The sequence below is a fragment of the Corallococcus sp. AB038B genome (assembly GCF_003668955.1).
GTDB classification, from domain to species: Bacteria; Myxococcota; Myxococcia; order Myxococcales; family Myxococcaceae; genus Corallococcus; species Corallococcus exiguus.
Genome location: NZ_RAWO01000006.1, coordinates 1 through 24,525, shown reverse-complemented (window position 1 = coordinate 24,525; position 24,525 = coordinate 1). Strand labels below are relative to the sequence as shown.

Sequence of the window (24,525 nt, the reverse complement as noted above, 5' to 3'; positions counted from 1 at the left end):
GCGTCGAATGGGACGTAGGCCCCGCCGGCCTTGAGGATGGCGAGGAGGGAGACGATGAGCTCGAAGGAGCGCTCCAGGCAGAGGGCGACGGGAGAGCCGTGGCGGACGCCGAGGGAGCGCAGGTGGCATGCGAGCTGGTTGGAGAGGGAGTCGAGCTGGCGGTACGTCAGGTGCTCTTCGCCGAGGACGAGGGCGGTTGCGTCGGGAGTGCGTTCGGCCTGACGGGAGAAGAGGACGTGGAGCGGCGTGTCCCGCGGGTACGGCGCGCGCGTGTCGTTCCACGCCACCAGCACCTGCTGGCGCTCCTGCTCCTGGAGGAAGGAGATGTCCCTCGGCCGGCGCGCCTCACCCGAGGCAAGTCCCTCGAGCGCCAGACGCACGTGCTCCAGCAGCCGCGCGGCCGTCGCCTCGTCATGACGGGCGGTGTCGAAGGCCAGCTGGAGGCGGAGCTCCGTGCCCGGGACCACCGCGAGCACGAGCGGATAGTGGGGGCGCTCCCGCATGCGCACGTCCGTGATGGCCACCCCGGACGCGCGCTCCGTCAGGGCCGCGTCCAGCGGGTAGTTCTCGAAGACGAAGAGGGACTCGAAGAGCGGCGTCCCGCGCGGCACGTCGCTCCACGACTGCAGCTGCACCAGCGGGCAGTGCTCGTGCTGCCGCAGCTCCACCTGCTGCGCCTGGAACTTCTGGAGCCAGGGCACCACCTCCGTCCCCGACTCCACCTGGACGCGCGCGGGCAGTGAGTGGATGAACAGACCCACCCTCTCCTCGACACCGGGCAGCTCCGGCGGACGGCCGGAGACGGTGACGCCGAAGAGCACGTCCTCCTCGCCGCTGTAGCGGGAGAGCACCAGCGCCCACGCGGCCTGCGCCAGCGTGCTCACCGTCAGCTCGTGCCGCCGCGCGAAGGACTGCAGCGACGCCGTGACGCTCGCGGGCAGCTTCAGCACCCGCTCTCCACCCTCCGCCACCGCCGCGCCCGCTGGGACCGGCTTCGCCCCGGGCAGCGGCGTCGGCGCGGTGAAGCCCGCCAGCGCCTTGCGCCACCACGGCTCGGAGCTCGCCGTGTCCTTCTGCCCCAGCCAGGCGATGTAGTCGCGGAAGGCCGGCGCGGGTTCCAGCCGGAGCATCTGTCCTCGCGCCGCGGCCTCGTAGGCACCGAGGATCCGCCGCAGCAGGATGCCCACGCTCCAGCCGTCCAGCAGCAGGTGGTGGAAGCTCCAGACGCAGTGCCAGTCCTCCTCCGCCATCCGGATGACGGTCAGCCGCGCGAGCGGAGCCCGTCCCAGGTCGAAGCCACGCTCCCGGTCCTCGCGGAGGAAGGACTCCAACCGGGCCGGCTGCTCCGAGGCCGGCACGTTCCGCCAGTCCAGCTCCCGCCAGGGCAGCTCCCCCTTCGGGGACACCACTTGCAGCGGCTGCTCCAGCTCCTCCCATACGAAGCGGGTGCGGAACACTGCCTCACGCGCCACCACGGCATCCCAGGCCTGCTTCAGCGCCGGGACATCCAGCGGGCGAATGGCCCAGGTGAGCTGCTCGAAGTAGTGGCCTCCTCCGGGTGTGAGCTGGGCGTGGAAGAGCATGCCCTGCTGGGTGGCGGAGAGCGGGTAGAGGTCCTCGATGTCGGGCCCGGTCCGCCTCAGCAGCGACTCGAGTGACTGTGGGGAGAGGCCCGCGAGGGGGAAGTCGCCCGGGGAGAAGCGACGGGCGTCCTCGGAGGCGCGCAGGGAGATGAGGTCGCGCAGGTGGTGGACGAAGCGCCGCGCCAGCGACTCGATGGTGGCCGCGTGGTGCAGGTGGGTGCTGTAGCCGAAGGAGAACTGGAGCTGCCCGTCGAGCACGGAGCCGTTGATCTCCAGTGCATGCAGGCGCGGGCCCGAAGGCGCGGCGGAAGGACCCGAGGGTTCGGGGCTCAGGGAGAAGAGCCGGCTGGCGGCGACCGTGCCATCGAGCTGGCCGAGGTAGTTGAATGCGACCTGCGGCGCGGGGAGTGCCCGGAGCCCCTGGGCGATGTCTGTCGGCCCGAGCCACTTCAGCAGACCGAAGCCCAGGCCATGGTGGGGCAGGCGGCGCAGTCCGTCGCGCACGCCGCGCAGGCCCTCACCGACCGAGCTGCTCGCGCGGACGGGCAGCAGCACGGGGATGAAGGAGGTGAACCAGCCCACGGTGCGTGAGAGGTCCACGTCGTCGAAGAGCTCCTCGCGGCCATGACCCTCCAGGTGGACAAGGACGTGCGACTGGCCAGTCCATTCGCCCAGGGCGCGAGCCAGGGCGGAGAGCAGCACGTCGTTGATGTGGGCACGCCAGGCGGTGGGCACCTCCTGGAGCAACAGCTTCGTCTCCTCCGCATTCAGGCGGATGGAGACGGAGCGCTCGGAGGCGTGGGTGTTGGGGCCGGAGGCGTCGGTGGGGAGCGGGGCCACCTGTGCGCGGGCCGCGTCCCACCAGAGCGGCGCCTCGGCCAGCAGGGCCTGGGAGTGGGCATGGGCCCGCAGGCGGCGAGCCCAGGACTGGAACGAGGTGCTCTTGGGGGGGAGCACCGCCTGGAGATAGGCGGACTGAAGATCCTCCAGAATCACGCGCCAGGAGACCGCATCCACCACCAGGTGGTTCGCGACGAGAAGCAGGCGCTGCTGGCCGTTGCCGAGCAGGAAGAGGGCGGCGCGCAGCAGGGGCGGCTGAGCCAGGACGAAGCTGGCCTGCAGGCGCGAGGCCTCGGCCTCGAGCGCGGCGGGCTGCTCGGAGGCGGGCATGGAGGAGAGGTCCACCTGGAGCAGGTGGACGGACGCCTCGTCGGGGCTGGCGTTGTCCTGCAGCCACTCGCCCTCGTGCTGGCGCAAGCGCAGCCGCAAGGCATCGTGGTGGGCCACCACACGCGCGAGGGCCTTCTCCAGGCGCGCGGACTCCAGCGGCTCACGCGAGGCCAGGAGCACGGCCTGGTTGAAGTGGTGGACATGGACCGCGTCGTGCGCCAGCAACTGAAGCTGGACGGGGGTGAGTGGCACCGGGCCGGTGATGGGGCCCTGCTCGCCGAGCGCCTGGGATGCGGACTCCACCACCCGGGCGAGCTGCGCCACCGTCTGATGCTGGAAGAGCTGGCGGGTGGAGAGGGCGAGGCCGGCCTGGCGCGCACGCGCGACGACCTGAAGGCTGATGATGGAGTCGCCACCCAGCTCGAAGAAGTTGTCGTGGATGCCCACCTGCTTCAGACCGAGCTCCTGGGCCCAGCTGTCACACAGGCGCTGCTCCACGTCGCCGCGGGGCGCGACGTAGGCGGAGCGCGGCTCGGAGCGGGACAGATCCGGAGCGGGCAGCGCCTTCCTGTCCACCTTGCCGCTGGCCGTCAGCGGGAGGGCTGCCAGGGGCACGAAGGCCGAGGGGAGCATGGCCCCGGGCAGCCTGCTCTTGAGGAAGTCACGCACCTCGGGGGGAGAGGGCGGCTGTCCACCCGAGGGCGGCACCCCGTAGGCCACCAGACGCTTGTCGCCCGAGGCGCCCTCCTGCACCACCACCACGGCCTGGCGCACCTGGGGGTGCTGCTCCAGGGCCGCTTCGATTTCCCCCAGCTCGATGCGCTGCCCGCGCACCTTCACCTGGAAGTCGAGCCGGCCCAGGTACTCGATGTCGCCATCGGCCAGCCAGCGCGCCTTGTCGCCGGTGCGGTAGAGGCGGGCACCCGGCTCGGAGGAGAACGGGTCCGGCACGAAGCGCTCGGCGGTGAGCGCCGGGCGGGAGATGTAGCCGCGGCCCACCGGGATGCCACCGATGAAGAGCTCTCCGGGCACGCCCGCGGGCACTGGCCGCAGGTGCGCATCGAGGATGCGCATGAGGGCATTGGAGATGGGGCGGCCGATGGGGATGGAGCGGTGGCCGTGCTGGGGCCGGCAGTGGAAGGAGGTGACCTCGATGGCGGTCTCGGTGGGGCCGTAGAGGTTGTACAGCTGGGCGGAGGGCAGCAGCCGCAGGCAGCGCCCGGCGAGCTCGGGGGAGAGTGCCTCACCGCTGCTCACCACCCGGCGCAGGCTGGCGCAGTGCTCCAGGCCGGGCTGCTCCAGGAAGGGATGGAGCATGGAGGGCACGAAGTGCGTGGTGGTGATGTGCTGCTCGCGGATGAGGCGCAGCAGGTAGTCGGGCTCCTGGTGGCCACCGGGGCGGGCCACCACGAGGCGCGCGCCCACGATGAGAGGCCAGAAGAACTCCCAGACGGAGATGTCGAAGCCATAGGGCGTCTTCTGCAGCACGACGTCGTCGGGGCCCAGCCCATCGACTTGCTGCAACCAGAGCAGGCGGTTGCAGACGGCGCGGTGGGCATTCATGGCGCCCTTGGGGCGGCCGGTGGAGCCCGAGGTGAAGATGACGTAGGCGAGGTTGTCGGGAGTGGCCAGGGCGGCGGGCGGGTGCGTGGGCAGGGCGCGCAGCGACGCGTCCCCGAGGGCCAGGGACACCACGGAGGACCCCGGCGCCTCCGGCAGGTGAGCCATCAGGGCGGGCTGGGCCAGAAGCACCGCGGGACGCGCATCCTCCAGCATCCATTCCAGACGCTGGCGGGGGTAGGAGGGGTCGAGGGGGACGTAGGCGCCGCCGGCCTTGAGGATGGCGAGGAGGCCCACCACCAACTCGAGGGAGCGCTCCGCGCACAGACCGACGCGCACCTCCGGGCCGACGCCGAGCGACCGCAGGTGCCAGGCCAGCTGATTGGAGCGCTCCTCCAACTCGCGGTAGGAGAGCCAGGCGCCCTCGAAGCCCAGGGCCGGTGATTCCGGCGTGCGAGCCACCTGGGCCTCGAAGAGGTGGTGGATGCAGGTGTCGGCAGGCAGGGGCGCGCGGGTGTCGTTCCACGCCACCAGCACCTGGTGGCGCTCGGCCTCGGTGAGCAGGGGCAGCTCGGCGATGCGCTGCTCGGGCCGGGCGAGGACCCCCTCCAGCAACTGCCGCAGGTGGCCTAAGAGGCGCACCACGGTGGCGGGCTCGAAGAGGTCGGTGGCGTACTCCAGTGAGCCCGCCAGTCCCTGCGCGGATTCGGCGAGGGAGAGCTTGAGGTCGAATGGCGCGGTGCGACTCTCCAGCTCCACGGGGTCCAGCGTCAGCCCGGGGAGGGAGAGGGCCGGGAGGGGATCCGGCTGGAGCACGAGCATGACCTGGAAGAGGGGGCTGCGGCCCAGCTCGCGCGCGGGCCGAAGCTGCTCCACCAGCTTCTCGAAGGGCACCTCCTGGTGGGCAAACGCGCCCAGTGTTGTCTCTCGCACCCGCTGCAGCAGCTCGCGGAAGGAGGGGTTGCCCTCCAGTCGCGTGCGCAGCACGAGCGTGTTGACGAAGAAGCCGATGAGGCCCTGCGTCTCGGGGCGGGAGCGGCCCGCGATGGGAGCGCCGACGCTGAGGTCCTCCTCCCCGGAGTGGCGGTGCAGCAGCACCTGGAAGGCGGCCAGCAGGAGCATGAAGGGGGTGACGCCCTCCTGCCAGGCCAGGGTCTTGAGCATCTCCCACGTCGCGGCGGGCACTCGCACCGGGACGCTGGCGCCGCGGTGGTCCCGCACGGACGGCCGCGGCTTGTCGGTGGGCAGGTCCAGATGCGCGGGAGCGCCGGCCAATTGCTGCTTCCACCAGGACAGCTGGCGCTCGAGCTCATCACCCCGCAGCCACTGGCGTTGCCAGAGGGCGTAGTCGGCGTATTGAACGGGCAACGGGGGCAGGGGCGAGGGCAGGCCCTGGCGGAAGGCCGCATAGAGGGAGGCTACCTCGCGCACCAGCACGCCCATGGACGCGCCGTCGGAGACGATGTGGTGCATGCACAGCACCAGCACGTGCTCTGAGTCAGAAAGGCGCAGCAGGGTGGTGCGCAGCAGCGGGCCGCGCGTCAGCTCGAAGGGGCGCAGGGCTTCGTCGTAGGCCCGGCGCAGCACCTCGGCCTCACGCTCTTGAGGGGCCAGCGCGCCCAGGTCCACCCGGGCCAGCGCCACGTGGGCTTCGGAGTGGATGAACTGGGAGGCGAGTCCGTGCTCGGAGTGGAGGGTGGTGCGAAGCGACTCGTGGCGGCGGATCAGCTCGGCGAAGCCGCGCTCCAGGGCGGAGGTATCCAGCACGCCGCGCAGCCGCACCGCCGCGGGGATGTTGTAGAGCGCGCCGCCCGGCTCCAACGCGTCGAGGAACCACAGCCGCTGCTGGGCGAAGGACAGGGGCAGGGATTGCTCGCGGGAGGCACGAGGCAGGGCGCCGGTGGAGTCCCGGCGCGCGCCGGCGAGCCGCCCTGCCAGCTCGGCCAGCGTGGATCCTCCCAGCACGACATGCAGGGGCAGCGCCACGCCGAGGCCCTGCTCCACCTCGTACGCCAGCTCCACCGCCGCCAGCGAGTCCAGGCCGTAGCGGGTGAGCGGCTCATCCCGCGCCACCACCGGTGGGGCCACATTCAGCCGGCGGGCCAGCCGCAGCCGCAGCCACTCCTCCAGGGCCTCCGGCGTCGCCGGTCGCGCCTCGGACCCGGTGGCGTCGCGCGTGCGGGTGGCGGGCGGCACCTCGGGCACGTCGGCCTGCTGCTCGCGCCAGGAGGCCACCTCCTGCAGCTCGCCCGAGAGGAAGGCCGCGCGGCACGCCCGGCGCTGGATCTTGCCGCTGGAAGTCTTGAGCAGGCTGCCAGGAGCGATGAGGGTGAGCGCATGCAGCCGCAGCTCATGCACCGTGGCCACCTGCTGGCTGATGGCGCGCGCAACCTCCGTTACCGCCACGGGCTGCCGGCGCGTGTCCACCTCGTACACCAGCACGAGCCGCTCTCCTGACTCCACCTCCACCGAGAAGGCCGCTCCACACCCCGGCCTCAGCGCGGCGTGAGCCTGCTCCGCCGTCCGCTCGATGTCCTGGGGGTGGTGGTTGCGGCCTCGGACGATGACGAGGTCCTTGATGCGGCCGGTGATGAAGAGCTCCTGGCCCTGGAGGAAGCCCTGGTCCCCGGTGCGCAGGAAGGGCCCGGCGCCGTCGGAGGTGCGCGCCTGGAAGTCGCGCGCGGTGTCTTCGGGACGGCCCCAATAGCCCAGGGCCACGCTCGGGCCCTTCACCCACACCTCGCCCACTTCGCCGGAAGCGCATGGCACGCGCGTCTCCGGGTGCACCACGCGCACTTCCTGGTCCTGGAGCGAGTGCCCGCAGCCCACCAGGGTCTGGCTGTGCGGTTGCCCGGGCCCGGCCGGCTCGGCACGGCCCTCGCGCAGCCGGCGCGTGTCCAGGGACTGCTGCACGGGGAGCGAGCCCACCTCACCGCCAGAGACGATGAGGGTGCCCTCGGCCAGGCCATAGCAGGGGTAGAAGGCCTCGCGGCGGAAGCCGCTTGGGGCGAAGGCCTGGGCGAAGCGCTCCAGGGTCTCCGGGCGGATGGGCTCGGCGCCGCAGAAGGCCACGTCCCAGTGGCTCAGGTCGAGCGCGGCACGCTCGGCCTCGGTGGTCTTTCGCACGCACAGGTCGAAGGCGAAGTTGGGCCCGCCGCTGATGGTGCCGTGGGTGCGAGAGAGCACCTCCAGCCAGCGCATCGGCCGCCGCAGGAAGGTCAGCGGCGACATGAGGGTGGTGGCGAAGCCTCCGTACAGCGTGCCGAGGATGCCGCCGATGAGCCCCATGTCATGGTAGGGCGGCAGCCAGATGACGCCCGCGCTGTCTCCGCGCATGCGGAACGCGCCGTGGATGAGGCCGAGGTTGTGGAGGAGGTTGGCGTGGGTGAGCTCCACCCCCTTGGGCGTCCCGGTGGAGCCGGAGGTGTACTGCAGGAAGGCCAGCGAGTCCGCCCGCGGCGGCGGCCACCGCAGGCCTGCCTCCGCTCCCTCCCATAGCGTATCGGTGGCGACCCAGCGCAGCGCCCTCAGCTCCGGCGCCAACTCGCAGATGGCCTCCGCCATGGAGGCGATGAAGGAGGTGGTGAGCACCACCGTGGCCTGGGCATCCTGAATGATGGCTTGCAGTCGCGGCAGCGTGCGCTCGAGCCGGAGCGGATCCGGTGGATAGGCAGGCACCGCGACCATGCCCGCCACGAGGCAGCCGAAGAAGCCGGCGACGTACTCCAATCCTGGAGGGTAGATGAGGACCGCCCGCGCGCCAGGCCTTGCGTGCTGCTGGAGGTCCGCGCCGATGGTCCGTGCCCGCCGCAGGAGTGTGGCCCTGTCCATCGACTCCTGCTCGCTGTCCTCATCCCCGACAAAGGTGAACAGGGGCGCGGTGGGGCCCTGTTCCGTGCGTTCCTCGAGCAGGGTCGGCAGTGTCCAGAGGCCAGCGGCAGCAACAGAGGGCTTCATTCTCAGGCTTCCTCACGCGAGGCCCGGACCTTAGGTAAATCGTGTCCTTCCTCCAATGGCTGTTGGTGGATTCCACTCTGTGTGGCGCTTTACGGCCGGAAGCTGCAACTTGAAGTGGCTTCACACCCTGCCGCGGTGTTTGCCTTTCGCTTGAGCGGCCAGGGTTCTTCGCCGCTATCCTTGTCACCATGACGGGACCGCGAGCGAAGACCTGTGCGACGTGCGGATGCGTCATCGCCGCGCACGCCGTGTACTACCGCTTCAGTCTGGTGTTGGAAGGGGAGCAGGACCTCATCGACCCTTCAGATGACCTGGAAGGCAATCCCGCGGAGGCACTCGCGGAGATGGTCCGCCGCCTGGATGAAGGCTCCGTGGACCCCGGTGAGCTGGAGGCACAGGTGCACTGGGAGCGCACCGGGGTTGTCTGCTCGGAATGCCGCGCCGTGGCAATGCGGATGCTCAACACCGCCACGGGCGACTCTGGACCGCATTGAGCGTCACTGGATGCGCATCGCGTACTTGCCCAGGTGGTGCTTGAGCACCTCCTGCTGGGCCTTCGCGGCTTCCTCCAATGCGTAGAGACGGCCAATCTCCAGATGGAACGGCCCCGCTTCAATCAACTCATTGAGGCGCTTCATCACCTGGGGGCTGGGGATGCCGTCGTAGGCCTTGGTTTCGACGCCCTCCGGCCCCTTGGGCGCCGGCTCCACGCCGTTCGGGAAGGCGATGCGGCCTCCCTTGCGGATGTTGCGGAGCAGGGGCTCGGCGGCGTCTCCCCGGGCCAGCACCAGCGCCGCGTCGAAGCCATCTGGCGCGAAGTCGCGGCAGACCTTCTCCAGGTCTTCCTGATGCCCCTCCGCGACCGCGTCCGCTCCCAGCCTCCGTGCCAGCTCCACTCCGTCCTGCCCGGACGCGACCGCGAGCACCTTTGCTCCCAGCCTCTTCGCGAGCTGCAGTGCGATGTGTCCAATGCCTCCGCTGGCGCCGAAGATGAGCAGCTTCTGCCCTGACTTGAGCTGGAGGTGCTCCTCCAGGCCCAGGAGCCCGGTGAGTCCGTCCGCGGCGAGCACCGCTGCCTGCTCCACCTTCAACCCCTTGGGCACCTTCGCCGCCTGGTTTTCCTTCACGGCGACGTACTCCGCGTAGAAGCCTCCCTTGGTGCTCATGAAGGCGGAGCCGTAGACCTGGTCGCCGACCTTGAAGTTCTTCACGTTCTTGCCCGCCGCGATGACTTCTCCCGCGCCGTCGGCTCCGGGCACGTAGGGGAATTTCGGGCCGCCTGGAATCATCTCGGCCATCTGCCCCTCTCGCTCCATCCAATCCCAGGCACCGATTCCCGCCACCGCGACGCGCACGAGCACTTCGTCGTCGCCACAGGTGGGAACGGAGATGGTCTTGATGCCCAGGACCTCCGGGCCGCCGAAGCGGTCGAGCGCCGCGGCCCTCATCTTGTCGGGAATGGATGCTGGCATGCTGTGACTCCCTCTCGGTTGACGTTTGTCCTCCGAGACGATGCGCATGCTCGGCGTGACGTTCAGCGTCACTGGCCCCACGCAGGCATGGCGAGGGAGCGGACTGCCGCTTTCCACCCCGCCGCGGAATGCCCTCAGTTCAAGAGCTGCATGAGGTCCGCTCGCGTGATCGCGGCGCCTCCCGTGGCGCCTCCGAGCGCGGCCTCGAAGAGGGCTCGCTTCTTGTCCTGCAGGAGGAGGATCTTCTCCTCCACCGTGCCCTGGGACACCATCCGGTACACCATCACCGGGCGCTGCTGTCCGATGCGGTGCGCCCGGTCCGCCGCCTGTGCTTCCACTGACGGGTTCCACCAGGGGTCCACCAGGAAGACGTGGTCCGCCGCCGTCAGGTTGAGCCCCGTCGCTCCCGCCTTCAACGAGATGAGCATCACGGGCGCTCCCTTCTCGTCCTGGAAGGACGACGCCACCGCGCCCCGGTTCGCCGTGCTGCCGTCCAGGCGGATGAATCCGATGTCCGCCTCCTTCAGCGCGGGCTCGATGAGGTCCAACATCGACGTCCACTGCGAGAAGACCAACGCCTTGTGCCCGTCCGCCACCGCCGTGCCGAGCGCCTCCACCAACGCCTGCACCTTCGAGGACGTCCTTGCCTGCTGCCCCGGCACCAGCGCTGGATGACAGGCCGCCTGCCTCAACCGCAGCAGCGCCTCCAGTGCCTTCAACACGCTGCCGCCCTCCTCGAGCTGCGACACCACCTCCTCGCGCGTCGCGGCGTGGACCGCGTCGTAGACGGCGCGCTCCTGCTCGGTGAGGGTGACGTGCCGCACGGCCTCCGTGCGCGGTGGCAACTCAGGCGCCACGTCGCGCTTGAGCCTGCGCAGCACGAAGGGGCGGATGCGCGCGCGCAGGGCCTCCGCGGCGCCCTTTTGATTCTCAGACACCGGCCGGGACCAGCGCTCCTCGAATGCCTTGCGCCCGCCCAGCAGGCCCCGGTTGGTGAAGTGCATCAGGCTCCACAGCTCCTCGAGCCGGTTCTCGATGGGCGTGCCGCTGAGCGCGATGCGGAAGCCCGCGTCCAGTTCGTACGCCGCTCGCGCCACCTGGCTGTCTGGATTCTTGATGGCCTGCGCCTCGTCCAGCACCACCGTGTCCCACGTCTTCGCTGCCAGGATGGCCGCGTCCAGACGCAACAGTGCATACGTGGTGAGCGTCACGTCCGCGGACTCGTCCAGGGTGCGCCCCACGCCGTGATAGACAGACACCTTCAGCGACGGGCGGAAGCGCTTCACCTCCGCTTCCCAGTTGGGCAGCACACTCGTGGGCGCCACCACCAGCGTTCCCCGGCCCAACGTGCAGATGGTCTGCAGCGTCTTGCCCAGACCCATGTCGTCCGCCAGCACGCCTCCCAGACCCGCCTGTCTCAGGAAGGTGAGCCAGCTCACGCCCTGCAACTGGTACGGGCGCAGCGTCGCGGTGAGGTCCTTGGGCAGCTGGGGCTCGGGGAGCTTCTCAAAGCCTTGCACCAGGGGCGCGAGCCGCTCCGTGACGGGCGGGGCGGGGTGCTCCAATGCCTCGCACAGGCCGGTGAGCTGGGGGATGGCGTGGTTCGCGAGTCGGCCGTCCCGCTCTCTCGCGGACAGCAGGTCCGTCACTCGCTGGCCGTGGGCCTTCAGCCAGCCCGTGGGCAGGGGCGCCCAGCCTCCGCCCTCCAATGGCACCAGCCCCAGGCCTTCCTCCCAGGCCCGCATCACCGCGCCTGCGTCCACGGTGCGCTTCTCTCCGGAGCCCAGGCCCTCCACGTGGAAGTCGAGCGAGAAGCCCACTCGCGGCACACCCGCGTCGGTGGCGGCCGTGTCCAACGTGAGCATGGGCCTGAGCTTCACGTCCGGGCTGACCACGCCCGCGGCGTTCCCCGTGAGGCCTCCGCGCCACTTGCGCAGCTTGTCCGCGAGCTGCACGGCCTCCTTGCCGTGGACTGTCACGCGCCGGCCCGGCGCCATGTTCAGCTCGTCCCTCAGCTGGTGGATGAGCTTCGTCTCCGTGGGCTCGTCGCGCACCGGCGCGGCGCCCTGGAGGTACACCAGCTTCCCATTGTCGATGCGCGCGGTGGGCGGCGAGCCGTACACCAGCGTGGGCAGCACCGAGAGCCCCGCGTCGAGCTTGTCCAACTCCAGCGAGATGCGCGGCTTGAGCGTCCGGTCGATGGGCGGCAGCCGCCGGCTCTTCACGTCCACCGGCATGCGCCGCGCGAAGTCCGGCAGCACCTTGCTCGTCAGGTCCGCGAGCTGCTCCGGGGAGAAGACGCGCTCCTGGGGCAGGTTCTCCAGCCGCGCGCCCGTGAGGGGCTGCTCAGCCAGCCGGCAGAGCGCGCCCGCGCACAGCGCGACACCGGGGCTCACCAGCTCGTTGATGCGTGGATCCTTCTCCACCTTGAGCACGGTCTGCTCGCCCCGGTCCTCCACGGTGACTCGCGGGAGGAGCGGCTCGTTGGAGACGGAGACGAGCGCGCCGTCGAAGAGGACCGTGCGCGCCTTCTCCAGCACGTGCAGCAGGGCGTCCAGCTTGCTCTGCGGAAGCGCGCCCCGCGTGGGCTGAGCGAGCAGCTTGTCCGCGAGCAGGTCGCATGGATCCACGTGGATGCGCGCGGCCTCCACGGGGTTCTGGAGCACGGACGCCAGGCTCCGGGCCAGGAGCCGCGCGGTGTTGTCCGGCCGGACCACCAGCCGCTCCAACTGGAGGCCCCCGTCCACGCGCTTGAAGCGGTACACCAGCCGTTCTGTCTTCGGCGGGGTGCCGGGACGCGTTGCCGCGGCGGCAGGGCCCGGGCGGGCAGGAGAGGCCGCCGCCGTGGCCTTCCTTCCTTCCGCCTGCCGCAGGACGATGGCCGCGGCGATGACGTGCTCGCAGGGGTCCACCTTCCCCCGGCAGTCGCACTCCCAGATTTCATCCTCGGGGTAGAGCGTCGTGGTGAGCGGGGTGGGGCGGCCGGGGATGCGGATCCGCAGGACGACCTCTTCCTCGTCCACGGACTGCACCGACACGACCCCCGCACGCGACAGGGCCTGTCCGGCGGACCACGTGGTCGGGCCTGACTCCTCCCGGATGGCTTCGAGCAGTTCCGCGAGCGCCGACATACGTGGGCTGTCCCTAGCCCTGTGCCGGGCTTGGTGCAACAACGCGGCGTCCCGGGAGGACATCCGCACCGGGAGTGTCCGGCACGGCTACAGCTGGAGCTGTTCCTGGATCCAGTCGAAGAGTTCCGCTGGCGGAGGCTGGCCGGGCGTCAGGCAGATGATTCCTGCCCCATGCTCATCCCGAAAGGACTTCTCGAACCACGGAGTGGAAGCCTCGTTTCTGGCGGGGACGAGCAGGAGCGCCCCGGCACAGCGTCCCTGCGGCGACATGCCCTGCCAGCGGAGCGCGTCGCGGTAGAGATGCACCGACTCGAAAGACTCCGCCAGGGCCTGCTCGTGGGTCCGGTATTTCGCGTCCAGGCAGATCCAACGTCCGGGGCCATTCAGAGGCTTCCACGCCATCACGACATCCGGCCGCCGTGCTCCGGAGATGCTCCAGCATGCCGGGGCCTTTTTCCGGGCGGAGAGGAAGCCTGCGAAGGGAAGGTTGAAGTGGAGCTCCAGCGTTCCGCGTCCCTCCCAGGCAGCCGTGTAGCTAGCTCCGTTGGGGGACTGATCAAAGAAGCGGAGCTTGTCGATGCCGCTGCCTGTCCACTGGAGCCCCTTCAGCTGCTCCTCCATCAGTCGTTGCACGGCCAGGAAGGTCCACAGCTCGTAGAGCTCATACGAGGGACGGACCGGGGCGTCGATCAACGCATCGTCCAGGGGAAGCTTGAAGCGGGGGAGGAGGAACGTCTGCCCGATGGCATGGACCCGTCCGTAGGCAGGGTTGTCCACCAACGTGAGGATCGCCGTGTCGGAGGCGATCTCTGGCGTGAGTGTTCCCAGGGGCGTGTGGCGAAGCACGGACTCCACTGCATCCGCTCCCGTCTCCAACCAGCGCGCTCGGCTTTCACACCAGTGCTCGAGGTCGCGATCGAGGGACTTGTTCTTCCCCTTCGTCTTGCGGACGCATCTCGCGGTGTCCCTCAGCTTGAGCACCACCTGCCGGGCCAGCCATGCCACGTAACGATTCGCGGGATGATCCAGCGCGCCTCTCGATGCGCGCGCGGGAATCAGCGTGTTGCGCCCTTCCTGCCTCGCTTCGATGACTCCCTGGACGCACTGATAGGCCTGGGGGTGGCACACCAGCCATCGCAGGGTGTTCCGGTCCGCCTGCCGGACCGCGTGCACGGGGATCTCGTTCCAGTGCTCGACGGCGCTTTCACGCGGCGCGGTCGCCAGCACCTCCAGCGCGGTCATGAATGCGGGCACCAACTCGCCAAGCACCGCGGAGGTGCCTGTCACATCACAGCCGGTGTTTCCGACCTCGCCGTGGCGCCCACCCTCCCGGCCCACCGTGCTGCCTGGCAACCACGCATCCAGCTCCCGCAGGAGTTGTACCCAGGCCTCTGCGTGGAGCTTGGTTTTGCGCGGGTGGACCTCCACGGGGATGTGCCGCTCTCCGTGGGGACCGTGGATCCGCAGCGACTGGGTTCCAACCCAGTAGCCGGTTTGCAAAAGGAAGCTGCTGGTGTCCGCCTCCCACTTCAGCTCCAGCTCTCCGAGCCATCCGCGCCAACCTGCCCTCGCGGCATCTCCCAGCTGGAGCGCGATCCTGTAGGTGCTGGCCTCTTCCAAGATGGCGGTGCCTTCCTGGAGGACCTCTGGAAGACACCTTCCCTGCGCGTCCTGGAACTCCATGTCACGCCCAGAACCGGGTCACGCCCACCCGCTGAAGGGAGGTCTCCATCTGGAGCAGTTTTTCGCCACAGCGTTTCAGCCGGTGTTTCTCACACGCCTCGCGCAGCGCCGTCAGTGACGCGCGCAATTCCTGGCTGGCTTCTCCCCGAAGGCGGGGCAGGACCTTGGAGAAGAGTCCCTGGTCGAAGAGGCTCCAGCGCACTTCGTCCGAAGCCTCCGTCGTGGCGACGATGGCGAAGGACAGGAGCTCCCCCGCGGTCCGGTAGCCAAAGTGCCGGCGGATGGGCCGGAGCGCGTCGTGGAAGGCCTGGATGACAGGTTCGAACTCCGGCTGCCGCTTCGTCTCCGGCAGCGCCTGGAAGAACGACGGAAGGTCCACGTCCCAGAACTCCAGCGTGAAGGCCCGGTCCAACACCTTGTCACTGAAGGGGAAGGTGGTCTCATCCATATTCACCGTCCCCGCGATGAAGAGGTTCTGGGGCCACGCGAGCCTGGGCGGCACCCCGTTGACCGCGGATTCCTGCCCGTGCAGCGCCATGGGCAGCGCGGACTCCATTGAGGAGAGGAATGGCGCGAAGTATTGCTCGACGCGCGCCAGGTTCATCTCATCCAGGATGAGGAAATAGGGCTTGGAGGGGTTGCGCGTGGCGGCGAGCAGCAATCTCAGGGTCGGTTCCACCTGGAAGGTGGGCGCTTCGTGCAAGGCGTTGTAGTAACCCAGGAGGCCCGTTGGATCCCTCCAGTCCGGGGAGACGGCCACCACCTCGATGTGCTTCTCGGGATCCGCGTTCAATGCCTCGCAGTAGAGGCGTGCGTAGTGTCGGACCAGGGCTGTCTTGCCCGTGCCAGAGAGTCCCGCGAGGATGACGAAGCGCTTTCGCTCGTTGCAATGCCATGCGTGGTGGAGCGCCGCGAGCTGCAGGTCATCCAGCACGAACCCCTTTGCCTGCGGGTCGTTCTTGAAGCGCTCGCGCAGCGCGGCCAGGTCCAACCACTCGCGAGGTGTGGGCTCGGGAATGGGCTTCGCTTCCTCTCCTGTGACTTCCGCTTCGACATCCGCCAGCACCGCGTCCGCCCGGGCCCCTTCGGCTGACGGTGCCGGCAGCTCCTGTGGAAGGCGGGCTTCCCACGCCAGGCCGTAGTCACTGAGCGCATAGCGGCCATCCGGCTGGCGCTCCGCGAGATCCAGGGCCCGGACCCAGGCCAGCATCGACGTGGGGCCCATGGCCCCGGTCCAGCCTGGGTAGACCTTCTGTTGGTACGTGATGATCTGCCCCGTGGTGCGTGGGCCTTCCTTCAGGAAGCGAAGGAGGGCCGCCATGGGGTAGACGCGCTCCAGCATCCGGTGCACCAGGACATCGGGGGCGTCATTCTCGAGCAGCTCATGGCCGTCCCGGGTCGGGCGCAGCAGGCCATCGCGTTCCTCCACCAGGCCCAGTCCGGTCACCCGGGAGATGAGGCTCCGGCGAGAGGGCAGGGCCAGGCTCTGGAACTCCTCCTTGTCGCCCAACTCCTCCAGCAGGTCACTCCGTGAGACGCCAGGAAGGGTGGTCTGAATGACGTCTCGATAGGCCTCCACCAAGCGCTTGACGGCGGCATTGCCTTTGAACTGCTTGCCGAAGGCCCACAGGGTGATGGGAACGGGCGGGCTGTCGACCGGTGCCACCGGGGGCCTGCCAGGATCCTGGCCACTCGTGATGGCGTCGTACTTCTCATGCAGCCACCAGCAGAAGACGGAGCGGCGAACGTGATCCGCGAGGTCCTGTTCGGCGCCGAGGACCTGCCGGAGCCGGTCCCGGACGAGCACGGGGCTCGACCCATGCTCTCCGGTCAGCAGCAGCGTCGCCACATGCCACTGCGCCTGGTAGTTGAACACGCAGTGGAAGTCCGCTGGCAGGAGCACCGCGAAGAGACGCCACAGGCGCGCCTGCGGGCGGCGGGGACCGTGCTTGGGGGAGACCAGCGCCAGGATACGCTCCCCTTCGGCATGCATGGCCTCCGCACGCTCCAAGGGGCTCTCCGGCCATTGACGCGTCCGCAGCGCGACGATGGCCTGGACGATTTCCGGGTCCATGAAGGCTCCGGTCACCTTGACCCTGCCGCCCGGTCCCAGGGTCGTCACCGCGTCCGCGGACCACAGCTTCGCTTGTGCAACAGGGCTCGCGAGCGCCTCGTCCGACAGCGAGGTGGCCCAGGTGAGGAACTCCCGGTAGTTCCGTTGCCATGTCTCCCACTCCGGAAAGGGGGCGGCTTTGTTCCAGAGCTCTTTCACCTGCGCGTCGGTCAGCACGATGCAACTCCTGGAGCCACCCTGGCGTGGCGGAGCGCGGCACGATGCCACGCGGGCGCATTTCCCGGCAAAGCCTCCCAATCCCGTCCCAGGCCCCGAAGGACGTCAGGCCGCTCGCGGCTCCAGGTGCCTTCCGACCCCGCGCGCCGCGCGTGGCTGTGACACTGAGGGACACACGCTGCCGTGCTCCTGTAACTGGCGGCGCTACAGCGGCCACGACACCCGTGTCATCCGCAGCGAGGCCTTCCGAGGAAAGCGCAAAAATCTTGGGGTGTGGCGTGGCAGGTGCAGGGGAACGGACCTGGAACGCGTGTCCGGTGCCTCCCCGTTGCATCCGCCTGCCGGGCGCCCGCGTCTCCGTCCGTTGTGAGTGAAGCAGACAGTGTCCCCCACACAGTCGAGGTCCCACACATGCACCTGAAGATGACGAGTCGCCTCCTGGCGGCTGCGTTCCTGAGCCTGGTGGTTGGTTGCCAGGGTGAGCCGACGCAGTCCCCGGAAGGTTCGCAGTCCGCGGAGCTGTCCGCCAAGGCGGATTGCGTGCAGCGGTTCGATGGCATCACCACCTGCGCCAAGGGCAACGCGTCCCTGGCCGCCTCCGAGAAGGGCGTGCAGGTCAACGGGCTGAAGAGCCTCAAGACGGACGGCGTCTCCAGCACGTTCAACGACGCCATCACCTGGTCGCAGGACGCGCAGATTCGCATTGGCAGCGCCTCGGGCGGCCTCGCCCTGGCCGCGCGGGATGGTGACCAGGTGGTCAGCACCCTGCGCATCACCCCCGGGAAGGACCGCCAGGTGTCCGTGGAGCCGGGCTTCACCGGTTCGTCCTCCGGCGCGTTCCGGATGAACGTCTACAACAATGGTCGCCTCGTTGGGTCGAGCCCCCAGCCGCAGACCATGATGATCACCTTCTACAGCTGGTGGGCCTTCCTCGACTGGTACTACTGGCACTGGGGCTTCTTCTCCTACCGCACCACCTCCACGGGCGGGAATGTGGGCATGGACGGCGCCTGCGGCTGGCGCCTGAACGTGGCCAACACGACCTTCAGCGTCAAGCTCGCTGATGGGAAGGAAGTCGTCGGCGACACGGTGGAGTTCATCGAGGAGATTGGTGACGGTGCCTACCCGTACCGCCACTTCTCCGGCATCGACGTGAACGCCAGCGCGACGGACTTCCTCGTCACGGGCGAGTCCTTCGGCCAGGAGAAGTAAGCTGTTCCTCCACCGGGTGGGGGCGCCTCGTTCCCGCCCGGTGGTGTTTGTCTGCCTGAGTCTTCCCATCGAGGAGTCGTGACGATGCGCGTGCCCTGGTCTCTCGCTGGCATCTCCGCCGGAGCGCTGCTCATCGGCGCCGCGTGGGCCACCGTCGTCCGCCGCCCCGAACCCCTGGTGCTGGGCGCGCTTCCCCCCGTCGTCCTGCCGCACGTGGAGCAGGCAGGCGGTGCCACCACGGTGACGGACACCGGCCGCAATGCCTTCGGGCGCGCGCCCATGAACATGCCGCGCTCGCGCTGGCCGGACTTCTACGCGGGCAAGGGCGTCTTCGACCGCGACTGGAGCGACTCGCGCCTGCGTGCCGCCGTGGCCGGGCCCTTCTTCAGCGCCACCGGCTGCATGACCTGCCACGTGAAGGACGGCCGGGGCCAGCCGCCCTCGAGCCCCACGGAGGCGCCCGTCTCGCTGGCGTTCCAGCTGAGCGCGCCCGACGGCGCCAGTCCCCACCCGCTGTACGGCATGCAACTGGATGCGCACGCCGTGGAGGGCCAGGTCCCCGAGGGCCACGTCCGCGTCGACTTCGAGGAGACGCGCGGCACCTTCGCCACCGGTGAGCCGTACTCGCTGGTGCGCCCGCGCTACCAGTTCCAGGGGCTGGTGCACGGCCCCCTGGGCGACGGCGCCCTGTTCTCCGCCCGCGTGTCGCCCGTGAACTTCGGCCTGGGCCTGCTGGAGGCGCTGCCGGAGGCCGACATCGTGGCCCGCGCCGACCCCGAGGACCGCGACCAGGACGGCATCTCCGGCCGGGTCAACCGGGTGCTCGACGTGGAGACGGGCGAGACGCGCCTGGGCCGCTTCGGGTGGAAGGCCAATCAGCCCACGCTGCGCCAGCAGGTGGCGCATGCGCTCGTCGCGGACATGGGCGTCACCACGACGCTCTACCGCCAGGAGCAGGGCCGGGGCGCTCCGGGTGAGCCCGAGGTGTCGCAGGACGACATGGACCTGCTGATGATCTACATGCGCCTCATCGCCGTGCCCAAGCGGCGCGACTGGGAGGCGCCGGAGGTCCAGCGGGGCCATGCCGTCTTCCGCGCCATCGGCTGCGCGGCGTGCCACGTGGACACGCCCCAGGAGACGGGGCCGGTGGAGGGCTTCGACGAGGTCTCCCGCCAGGTCATCTACCCCTACACGGACCTGCTGCTGCACGACCTGGGCGAGGGCCTGGCGGACGGGCGTCCGGACGGACTGGCCACGGGCAGCGAGTGGCGCACGCCGCCCCTGTGGGGCATCGGGTTGGTGGAGGCCGTCAACCGGCACACCCGCTTCCTGCATGACGGCCGGGCCCGCTCCCTGGAGGAGGCCGTCCTCTGGCATGGAGGCGAGGCGGCCCCCGCGCAGGCGCGCTACGTGCGGCTGCCCCGCGAGGACCGGGCCGCGCTGCTCGCCTTCCTGAAGTCGCTCTGAGGCACGGACGGGACGCACTCCCGTCCGCACAGCGGCCAGGGGGACCGCCGCCTGGAGGGGCTTCGGCCCGGGTGGGCGCACGGAACATTGGGCCGCCCCGGGCCCTTGGAGTACCCTGCGCGCCCCCTTCATGCAGCCTCAGACTCCCACTCCCGATGATGCCCTCGACGTCCCGCTCGCGGTCGACCTGGACGGGACGCTGGTGCGCACGGACACGTTGCACGAGAACCTGCTCGTGCTGCTCAAGAACGCGCCGTGGCTGCTGCTGCTGGTGCCGTTGTGGGTGCTCCGGGGCAAGGCCTTCTTCAAGGCGGAGGTGGCCCGCCGCGCGCGGCTGGACGTCACCTCGCTGCCGTACAACGCGGACGTGGTGGCCTTCCTTCGCGAGGAGCACGCCCGGGGGCGGCGGCTGGTGCTGGCCACGGCCGCGGACCGGAGCATCGCCGACGCGGTGGCCGCCCACCTGGGCCTCTTCCATACGGTGGTCGCCAGTGAAGCCGGGGTGAACCTGTCCGGCGCGCGGAAGCTGGAGCGGCTGCGCGAATTGCTGGGGCCCTTCGACTACGCGGGCAACGACGCGGTGGACCTGCACCTGTGGCGCGAGTGCCGGCGGATCATCGTGGTGCATGCGCCAGCGGGCGTGTTGCGCCAGGCCCAGGGGCTGGGCCGTCCCGTGCACCGCGTCTTCGAGGCCCCGCCGGGCGGGGTGCGCACCTGGGTGAAGGCGCTGCGGGTGCATCAGTGGGCGAAGAACGCGCTCGTCTTCGTGCCGCTGCTGGCGGCGCACAAGGCCACCCAGGACGGCATGGCCCCGCGCGCGGTGCTGGCGTTCCTCGCCTTCAGCCTCTGCGCCTCCAGCGTGTACATCATCAACGACCTGCTGGACCTGGCGTCGGACCGGCGGCACCCGTCCAAGTCGCGGCGGCCCTTCGCGTCCGGGGCCCTGCCGGTGCGCGCGGGCGTCGTGCTGGCGCCGCTGCTGCTGGTGGGCGCCGCGGCGTTGGCGCTGGCGACGCTGCCCCTGTCGTTCTCCGCGCTGCTGGCCGCCTACTTCGTGCTCACGCTCGCGTATTCGCTGCGGCTCAAGCAGGTGGTGATGCTGGACGTGCTGGTGCTGGCGGGCCTCTACACGGTGCGCATCTTCGGCGGCGCGCTGGCGGTGGGCGTGCCCACGTCGAGCTGGCTGCTCATGTTCAGCACCTTCCTCTTCCTGTCGCTGGCCCTGCTCAAGCGGCTGAGCGAGGTGCGGCGGCTGCGCCAGTCCAACGAGACGTCCGCCCACGGGCGCGGCTACCTGGCGCAGGACTACGAGCAGCTCGCGAGCCTGGGCGCGGCGGCGGGCCAGGTGTCGGTGATGGTGCTGGCCCTCTACATCACCAGCAAGGAAGTCACGGCGCTGTATGCCCACCCGGAGCGGCTGTGGATGCTGTGCCCGGTGATGCTGTACTGGGTGGGGCGCATCTGGTTGCTGGCGCACCGGGGGCTCGTGAACGAGGACCCGCTCGTCTTCGCGCTGAGGGATCGCGTCAGCTATGTCGTCGGCGTGGCCGCCGCGCTGGTGCTGTGGGTGGCGACGTGACGGGAGCATGGCGATGAGCACGTCGGATTCGTGGGGCCGTTTCCCCCGCGTGGAGCAGCGGACGCGCGCGCTGGCGTGGCGCTCGGACGCGGTGCCCCAGGTGGAGGGCTCCGTCCTGCCGCATGGCCTGGGCCGCAGCTACGGCGATTCCTGCCTCAACGGCGGGGGCACGGTGCTGCTCACCGCGGGCCTGGACCGGCTCATCGACTTCGACCCGACGACGGGCGTGGTGCGCTGCGAGTCCGGCGTGTCGTTGGACACGCTGCTGCGCTTGGCCGTGCCGCGCGGCTGGTTCCTGCCGGTGACGCCGGGCACGAAGTTCGTCACGGTGGGCGGCGCCATCGCCAATGACGTGCACGGCAAGAACCACCACCGGGCCGGGACGTTCGGCCGGCACGTGCGCCGCTTCGAGCTGGTGCGCTCGGATGGCAGCCGGCGGATGTGCGCGCCCGACGAGAACCCGGACTGGTTCGGCGCGACGATTGGCGGCCTGGGGCTCACGGGGCTCGTCACCTGGGCGGAGGTGCAGCTCAAGCCCATCCGCAACCCCTTCGTGATTCAGGAAACCGTCCCGTTCGAGAACCTGGACGGCTTCATCCGCGTGTCCGCGGAGTCCGAGGCGGACCACGACTTCACCATGTCGTGGGTGGACTGCCTGGCGCGAGGGCGCAAGCTGGGTCGCGGCCTGTTCTACCGGGGCAACTTCGCGCCCACGCAGTTCGAGCGGCTGCCCCTGGCGAAGAGCCACCTGTCGCATGGCAGCGGGCTCGCGGTGCCCATCGACCTGCCGGGCTTCTGCCTCAACCGGCTGTCGGTGTCCGCGTTCAACTTCCTGTACTACCACCGGGAGCGGATGAAGCCGTCTCCCCGGCTCGTGCACTACGATCCGTTCTTCTACCCGCTCGACAGCGTGTACGGCTGGAACCGCATCTACGGCCGCCGGGGCTTCCTCCAGTTCCAGTGCGTGGTGCCCCACGCCACCGCGCGCGACGCGCTGCGGGAGCTGCTGGAGCGCAGCGCCCGGGGTGGGTTGCCCAGCTTCCTGTCCGTGCTCAAGACGTTCGGAGACCTGCCGTCGCCCGGGTGGCTGTCCTTCCCGCGCCCCGGCTACACGCTGGCCCTGGACTTCGCCAACCAGGGTGAGAAGACGTGGAAGCTGGTGGAGTCGCTGGACCGCGTGACGCGCGAAGCGGGCGGGGCGGTGTACCCGGCCAAGGACGCGCGAATGAGTCCGGAGAGCTTCGCCGCGTACTTCCCCAAGCGCGAGCAGTTCTCCGCGTATGTCGATCCCGCGTTCTCGTCCTCCTTCTGGCGCCGGGTGAACCCGGTGTCCTTGCCCCTGCCCTCGCTGGAAGACCGTCAGGTCGCCATCCCATGAAGAAAGTCATTGTCCTCGGCGCCACGAGCGCCATTGCCCAGGCCACGGTGCGGTTGCTCTCCGCGCGCGGGGCATCGCTGTACCTGGTGGGCCGCAACGCCGCGAACCTGGAGGCGGTGGCCAAGGACGCGGCCACGCGCGGCGCGCAGAAGGTGGAGTTCCGCGCGCTGGACTTGAACGACTGCGAAGCGCACGCGAGCCTCGTGGAGCGCGCGTGGCAGGCCCTGGGTGGACTGGACGGGGTCGTGCTGGCGCATGGCGTGCTGGGAGACCAGGAGGAGAGCCAGCGCTCGTGGGCGGCGGCGGAGCTGGTGCTGCGCACGAACTTCCTCTCCGCCGCGTCGCTGCTGACGGAGCTGGCCAACCGCTTCGAGGCGCAGAAGGCCGGCACGCTGGTGGTGATTTCGTCGGTGGCGGGAGACCGTGGCCGGCAGAGCAACTACGTGTACGGCGCGTCCAAGGGCGCGCTGACCGTGTTCCTCCAGGGCCTGCGCAACCGCCTGGCGAAGTCCGGCGTGGCGGTGGTGACGGTGAAGCCCGGCTTCGTGGACACGCCGATGACGGCCCACGTGCCGAAGAACAAGCTCTTCGCGTCGCCGGAGCAGGTGGCGCGCGGCCTCTTGAAGGCCGCGGACGGGCGCAAGAACGAGGTCTACGTGCCCGGCTTCTGGGCGCTCATCATGCTCATCATCAAGAGCATCCCGGAGCCCGTGTTCAAGCGGCTGAAGCTCTAGGCTTCCGCCGTGGCCCGCGCGGGCAGCCGGTGGAGCGGAGCGCAGTGGGGCGCGTGCGTCTGGAGGAACTGGCGCATCCGCTCCGCGCGTTCCGGGTCGTTCCGCTGGATGGCCGCGGCCCGGAGTGCCCAGGCGCAGAGCAGGCGGACCACGATGAGAGGAGACTCCTCCTGCTGGAGCTCCAGGAGCCGCAGGCCCTCCGGCGTTGATTGGCCCGTGACGACCTCCGCGGAGTGGATGAGGACGTCGTAGAAGACGCGGCCCAGCTTGGCTCCGGGAACGGCGGGGTTGATGTCGGCCAGGGCGAGGGCCTTGCGGGCGAGCCTCAGGGGCTGCTCAGGGTCGTCCTTGCAGATCAGCTGGAGGAGCGCGTCACTGCCTCGCTCCATGGCCTGGAGCAGGGGCGCCTTGCTCCGCCAGTCCACCGCGTTCAATTCGTGGCGGGCCAGGGCGTCCTGCCCGTAGAGGATCCTCCCCAGGGCCCGTCTCTGCGCCCGGAAGACGTCCACGTCGGGGAAAGGGCTGCTCGGAGGAAGGAGCTCATCCGTGAGCCGGAACCAGGCCTCCGCGTCCGGGTGCTGGAGTGCCTCGGCCTCCCGCCTGCGCGCCTTGCGAACCTGGTACTGCCGCCAGGCCAGGCTCCCGCCCACGAGCACGAAGAAGAGGATGAGGAAGGGGAGCAACTGCTGGCCCAGCCCTGGAGGAACCTGGGGCTTGGGGGTGGGCCATTCGCCGTTTCCGGTGATGGGTGAGGGGTTGGTGAAGAAGGCATGGAAGCCGTACCAGAGCGGCAGCAGGACGGCCCAGATGAGCAGGAGCTTCCGGAACGGATGGCGACCCAGCCATCCCAGGACGGGCACCTTGCGGAGCTGCTTATCGGCGACTCCGCGGAGATAGCGATTGTTCTCTTCGCGCGACATGCGCGCACCGTAACCCCTTCCACTCCGTGCCTGAAAGACAGACACGGAGTGGAGGTTGTCTTCAACTGCCGGTGGCGTCGTTGGACGTAACGGCGGCCAGGGCGGAGCGCAGATGCTCGACGACAGACCCGAGGTGCGGGTCCTGCATCAGCTCGTGGTGGCCACCGGGGACGTCGTGCACTTGCAGGCCGCCTCGCACGAGGGGCTCCCAGCCGCGGTGACGCGGAATCCCCGCGGCGACGGTGCTGGCGCTGAGCAGCAATGCGGTGCCGTCGTACGGCTGGGGCACGTACTTCTCGTGGGCGAAGAGGTTGGCGCGGAAGACGTTGAAGAGGGCACGCAGCTGGGCCGGGCCGGACTGCGCGTCGAGGATGCGCACCCGGAGTCCT

General features: G+C 69.8%; 13 protein-coding genes. 6 read left to right on the top strand and 7 right to left on the bottom strand.

What is annotated here, in order from left to right; all coding sequences use genetic code 11:
* Positions 1-8,270 (bottom strand): non-ribosomal peptide synthetase (locus tag D7Y04_RS23810; RefSeq protein WP_121760797.1); only part of this gene is annotated, 8,270 nt, incomplete at its 3' end.
* Positions 8,271-8,458: 188 nt separating this feature from the next.
* On the opposite strand from D7Y04_RS23810, the gene D7Y04_RS23805 reads away from it, so the two are divergent.
* Positions 8,459-8,764: a hypothetical protein gene (locus D7Y04_RS23805; RefSeq protein WP_120599483.1), complete on the top strand. Its 306-nt coding sequence runs from the start codon at positions 8,459-8,461 to the stop codon at positions 8,762-8,764.
* Positions 8,765-8,767: 3 nt separating this feature from the next.
* Here the strand turns inward: D7Y04_RS23805 and D7Y04_RS23800 are convergent, their stop codons facing one another.
* From D7Y04_RS23800 to D7Y04_RS23785, 4 genes are all read right to left on the bottom strand, one after another.
* Positions 8,768-9,742: an NADP-dependent oxidoreductase gene (locus tag D7Y04_RS23800; protein ID WP_121760796.1), complete on the bottom strand. Its 975-nt coding sequence runs from the start codon at positions 9,740-9,742 to the stop codon at positions 8,768-8,770.
* Between the two features lie 134 nt (positions 9,743-9,876).
* Entirely contained in the window at positions 9,877-12,873 is a 2,997-nt protein-coding gene (locus tag D7Y04_RS23795; RefSeq protein WP_121760795.1) for a DEAD/DEAH box helicase, read from the bottom strand.
* 87 nt (positions 12,874-12,960) lie between these two features.
* Complete coding sequence (locus D7Y04_RS23790) at positions 12,961-14,556, bottom strand: DUF2357 domain-containing protein (RefSeq protein WP_121760794.1); 1,596 nt, start codon at positions 14,554-14,556, stop codon at positions 12,961-12,963.
* Between the two features lies 1 nt (position 14,557).
* Positions 14,558-16,846: an McrB family protein gene (locus D7Y04_RS23785; RefSeq protein WP_121760793.1), complete on the bottom strand. Its 2,289-nt coding sequence runs from the start codon at positions 16,844-16,846 to the stop codon at positions 14,558-14,560.
* A gap of 411 nt (positions 16,847-17,257) precedes the next feature.
* Between D7Y04_RS23785 and D7Y04_RS23780 the strand changes: the two genes are divergently transcribed.
* From D7Y04_RS23780 to D7Y04_RS23760, 5 genes are all read left to right on the top strand, one after another.
* Positions 17,258-18,058 (top strand): hypothetical protein, encoded by an 801-nt coding sequence (locus D7Y04_RS23780; protein ID WP_120599177.1) that lies wholly within the window; start codon positions 17,258-17,260, stop codon positions 18,056-18,058.
* An 84-nt stretch (positions 18,059-18,142) separates the two neighbouring features.
* Positions 18,143-19,525: a di-heme oxidoredictase family protein gene (locus D7Y04_RS23775; RefSeq protein WP_120599176.1), complete on the top strand. Its 1,383-nt coding sequence runs from the start codon at positions 18,143-18,145 to the stop codon at positions 19,523-19,525.
* A 130-nt stretch (positions 19,526-19,655) separates the two neighbouring features.
* On the top strand, positions 19,656-21,104 hold the full coding sequence (locus D7Y04_RS23770) for a UbiA family prenyltransferase (protein WP_121760792.1): 1,449 nt from the start codon (positions 19,656-19,658) through the stop codon (positions 21,102-21,104).
* A gap of 13 nt (positions 21,105-21,117) precedes the next feature.
* Positions 21,118-22,482 carry an FAD-binding oxidoreductase gene (locus D7Y04_RS23765; RefSeq protein ID WP_120599179.1) on the top strand — a complete coding sequence of 455 codons (1,365 nt, stop codon included), beginning with the start codon at positions 21,118-21,120 and terminating at the stop codon, positions 22,480-22,482.
* Positions 22,479-23,216: an SDR family oxidoreductase gene (locus D7Y04_RS23760; RefSeq protein ID WP_120599174.1), complete on the top strand. Its 738-nt coding sequence runs from the start codon at positions 22,479-22,481 to the stop codon at positions 23,214-23,216. Before D7Y04_RS23765 ends, D7Y04_RS23760 begins: the two co-directional genes overlap by 4 nt.
* Here the strand turns inward: D7Y04_RS23760 and D7Y04_RS23755 are convergent.
* Together D7Y04_RS23755 and D7Y04_RS23750 are read right to left on the bottom strand one after the other, a co-directional pair.
* Positions 23,213-24,136, bottom strand: coding sequence for a hypothetical protein (locus D7Y04_RS23755; protein WP_121760791.1), 924 nt, complete (start codon positions 24,134-24,136; stop codon positions 23,213-23,215). The genes D7Y04_RS23760 and D7Y04_RS23755 overlap by 4 nt on opposite strands.
* A gap of 61 nt (positions 24,137-24,197) precedes the next feature.
* A partial coding sequence (locus D7Y04_RS23750) for a hypothetical protein (RefSeq protein WP_233601554.1) occupies positions 24,198-24,525 on the bottom strand: 328 nt, incomplete at its 5' end.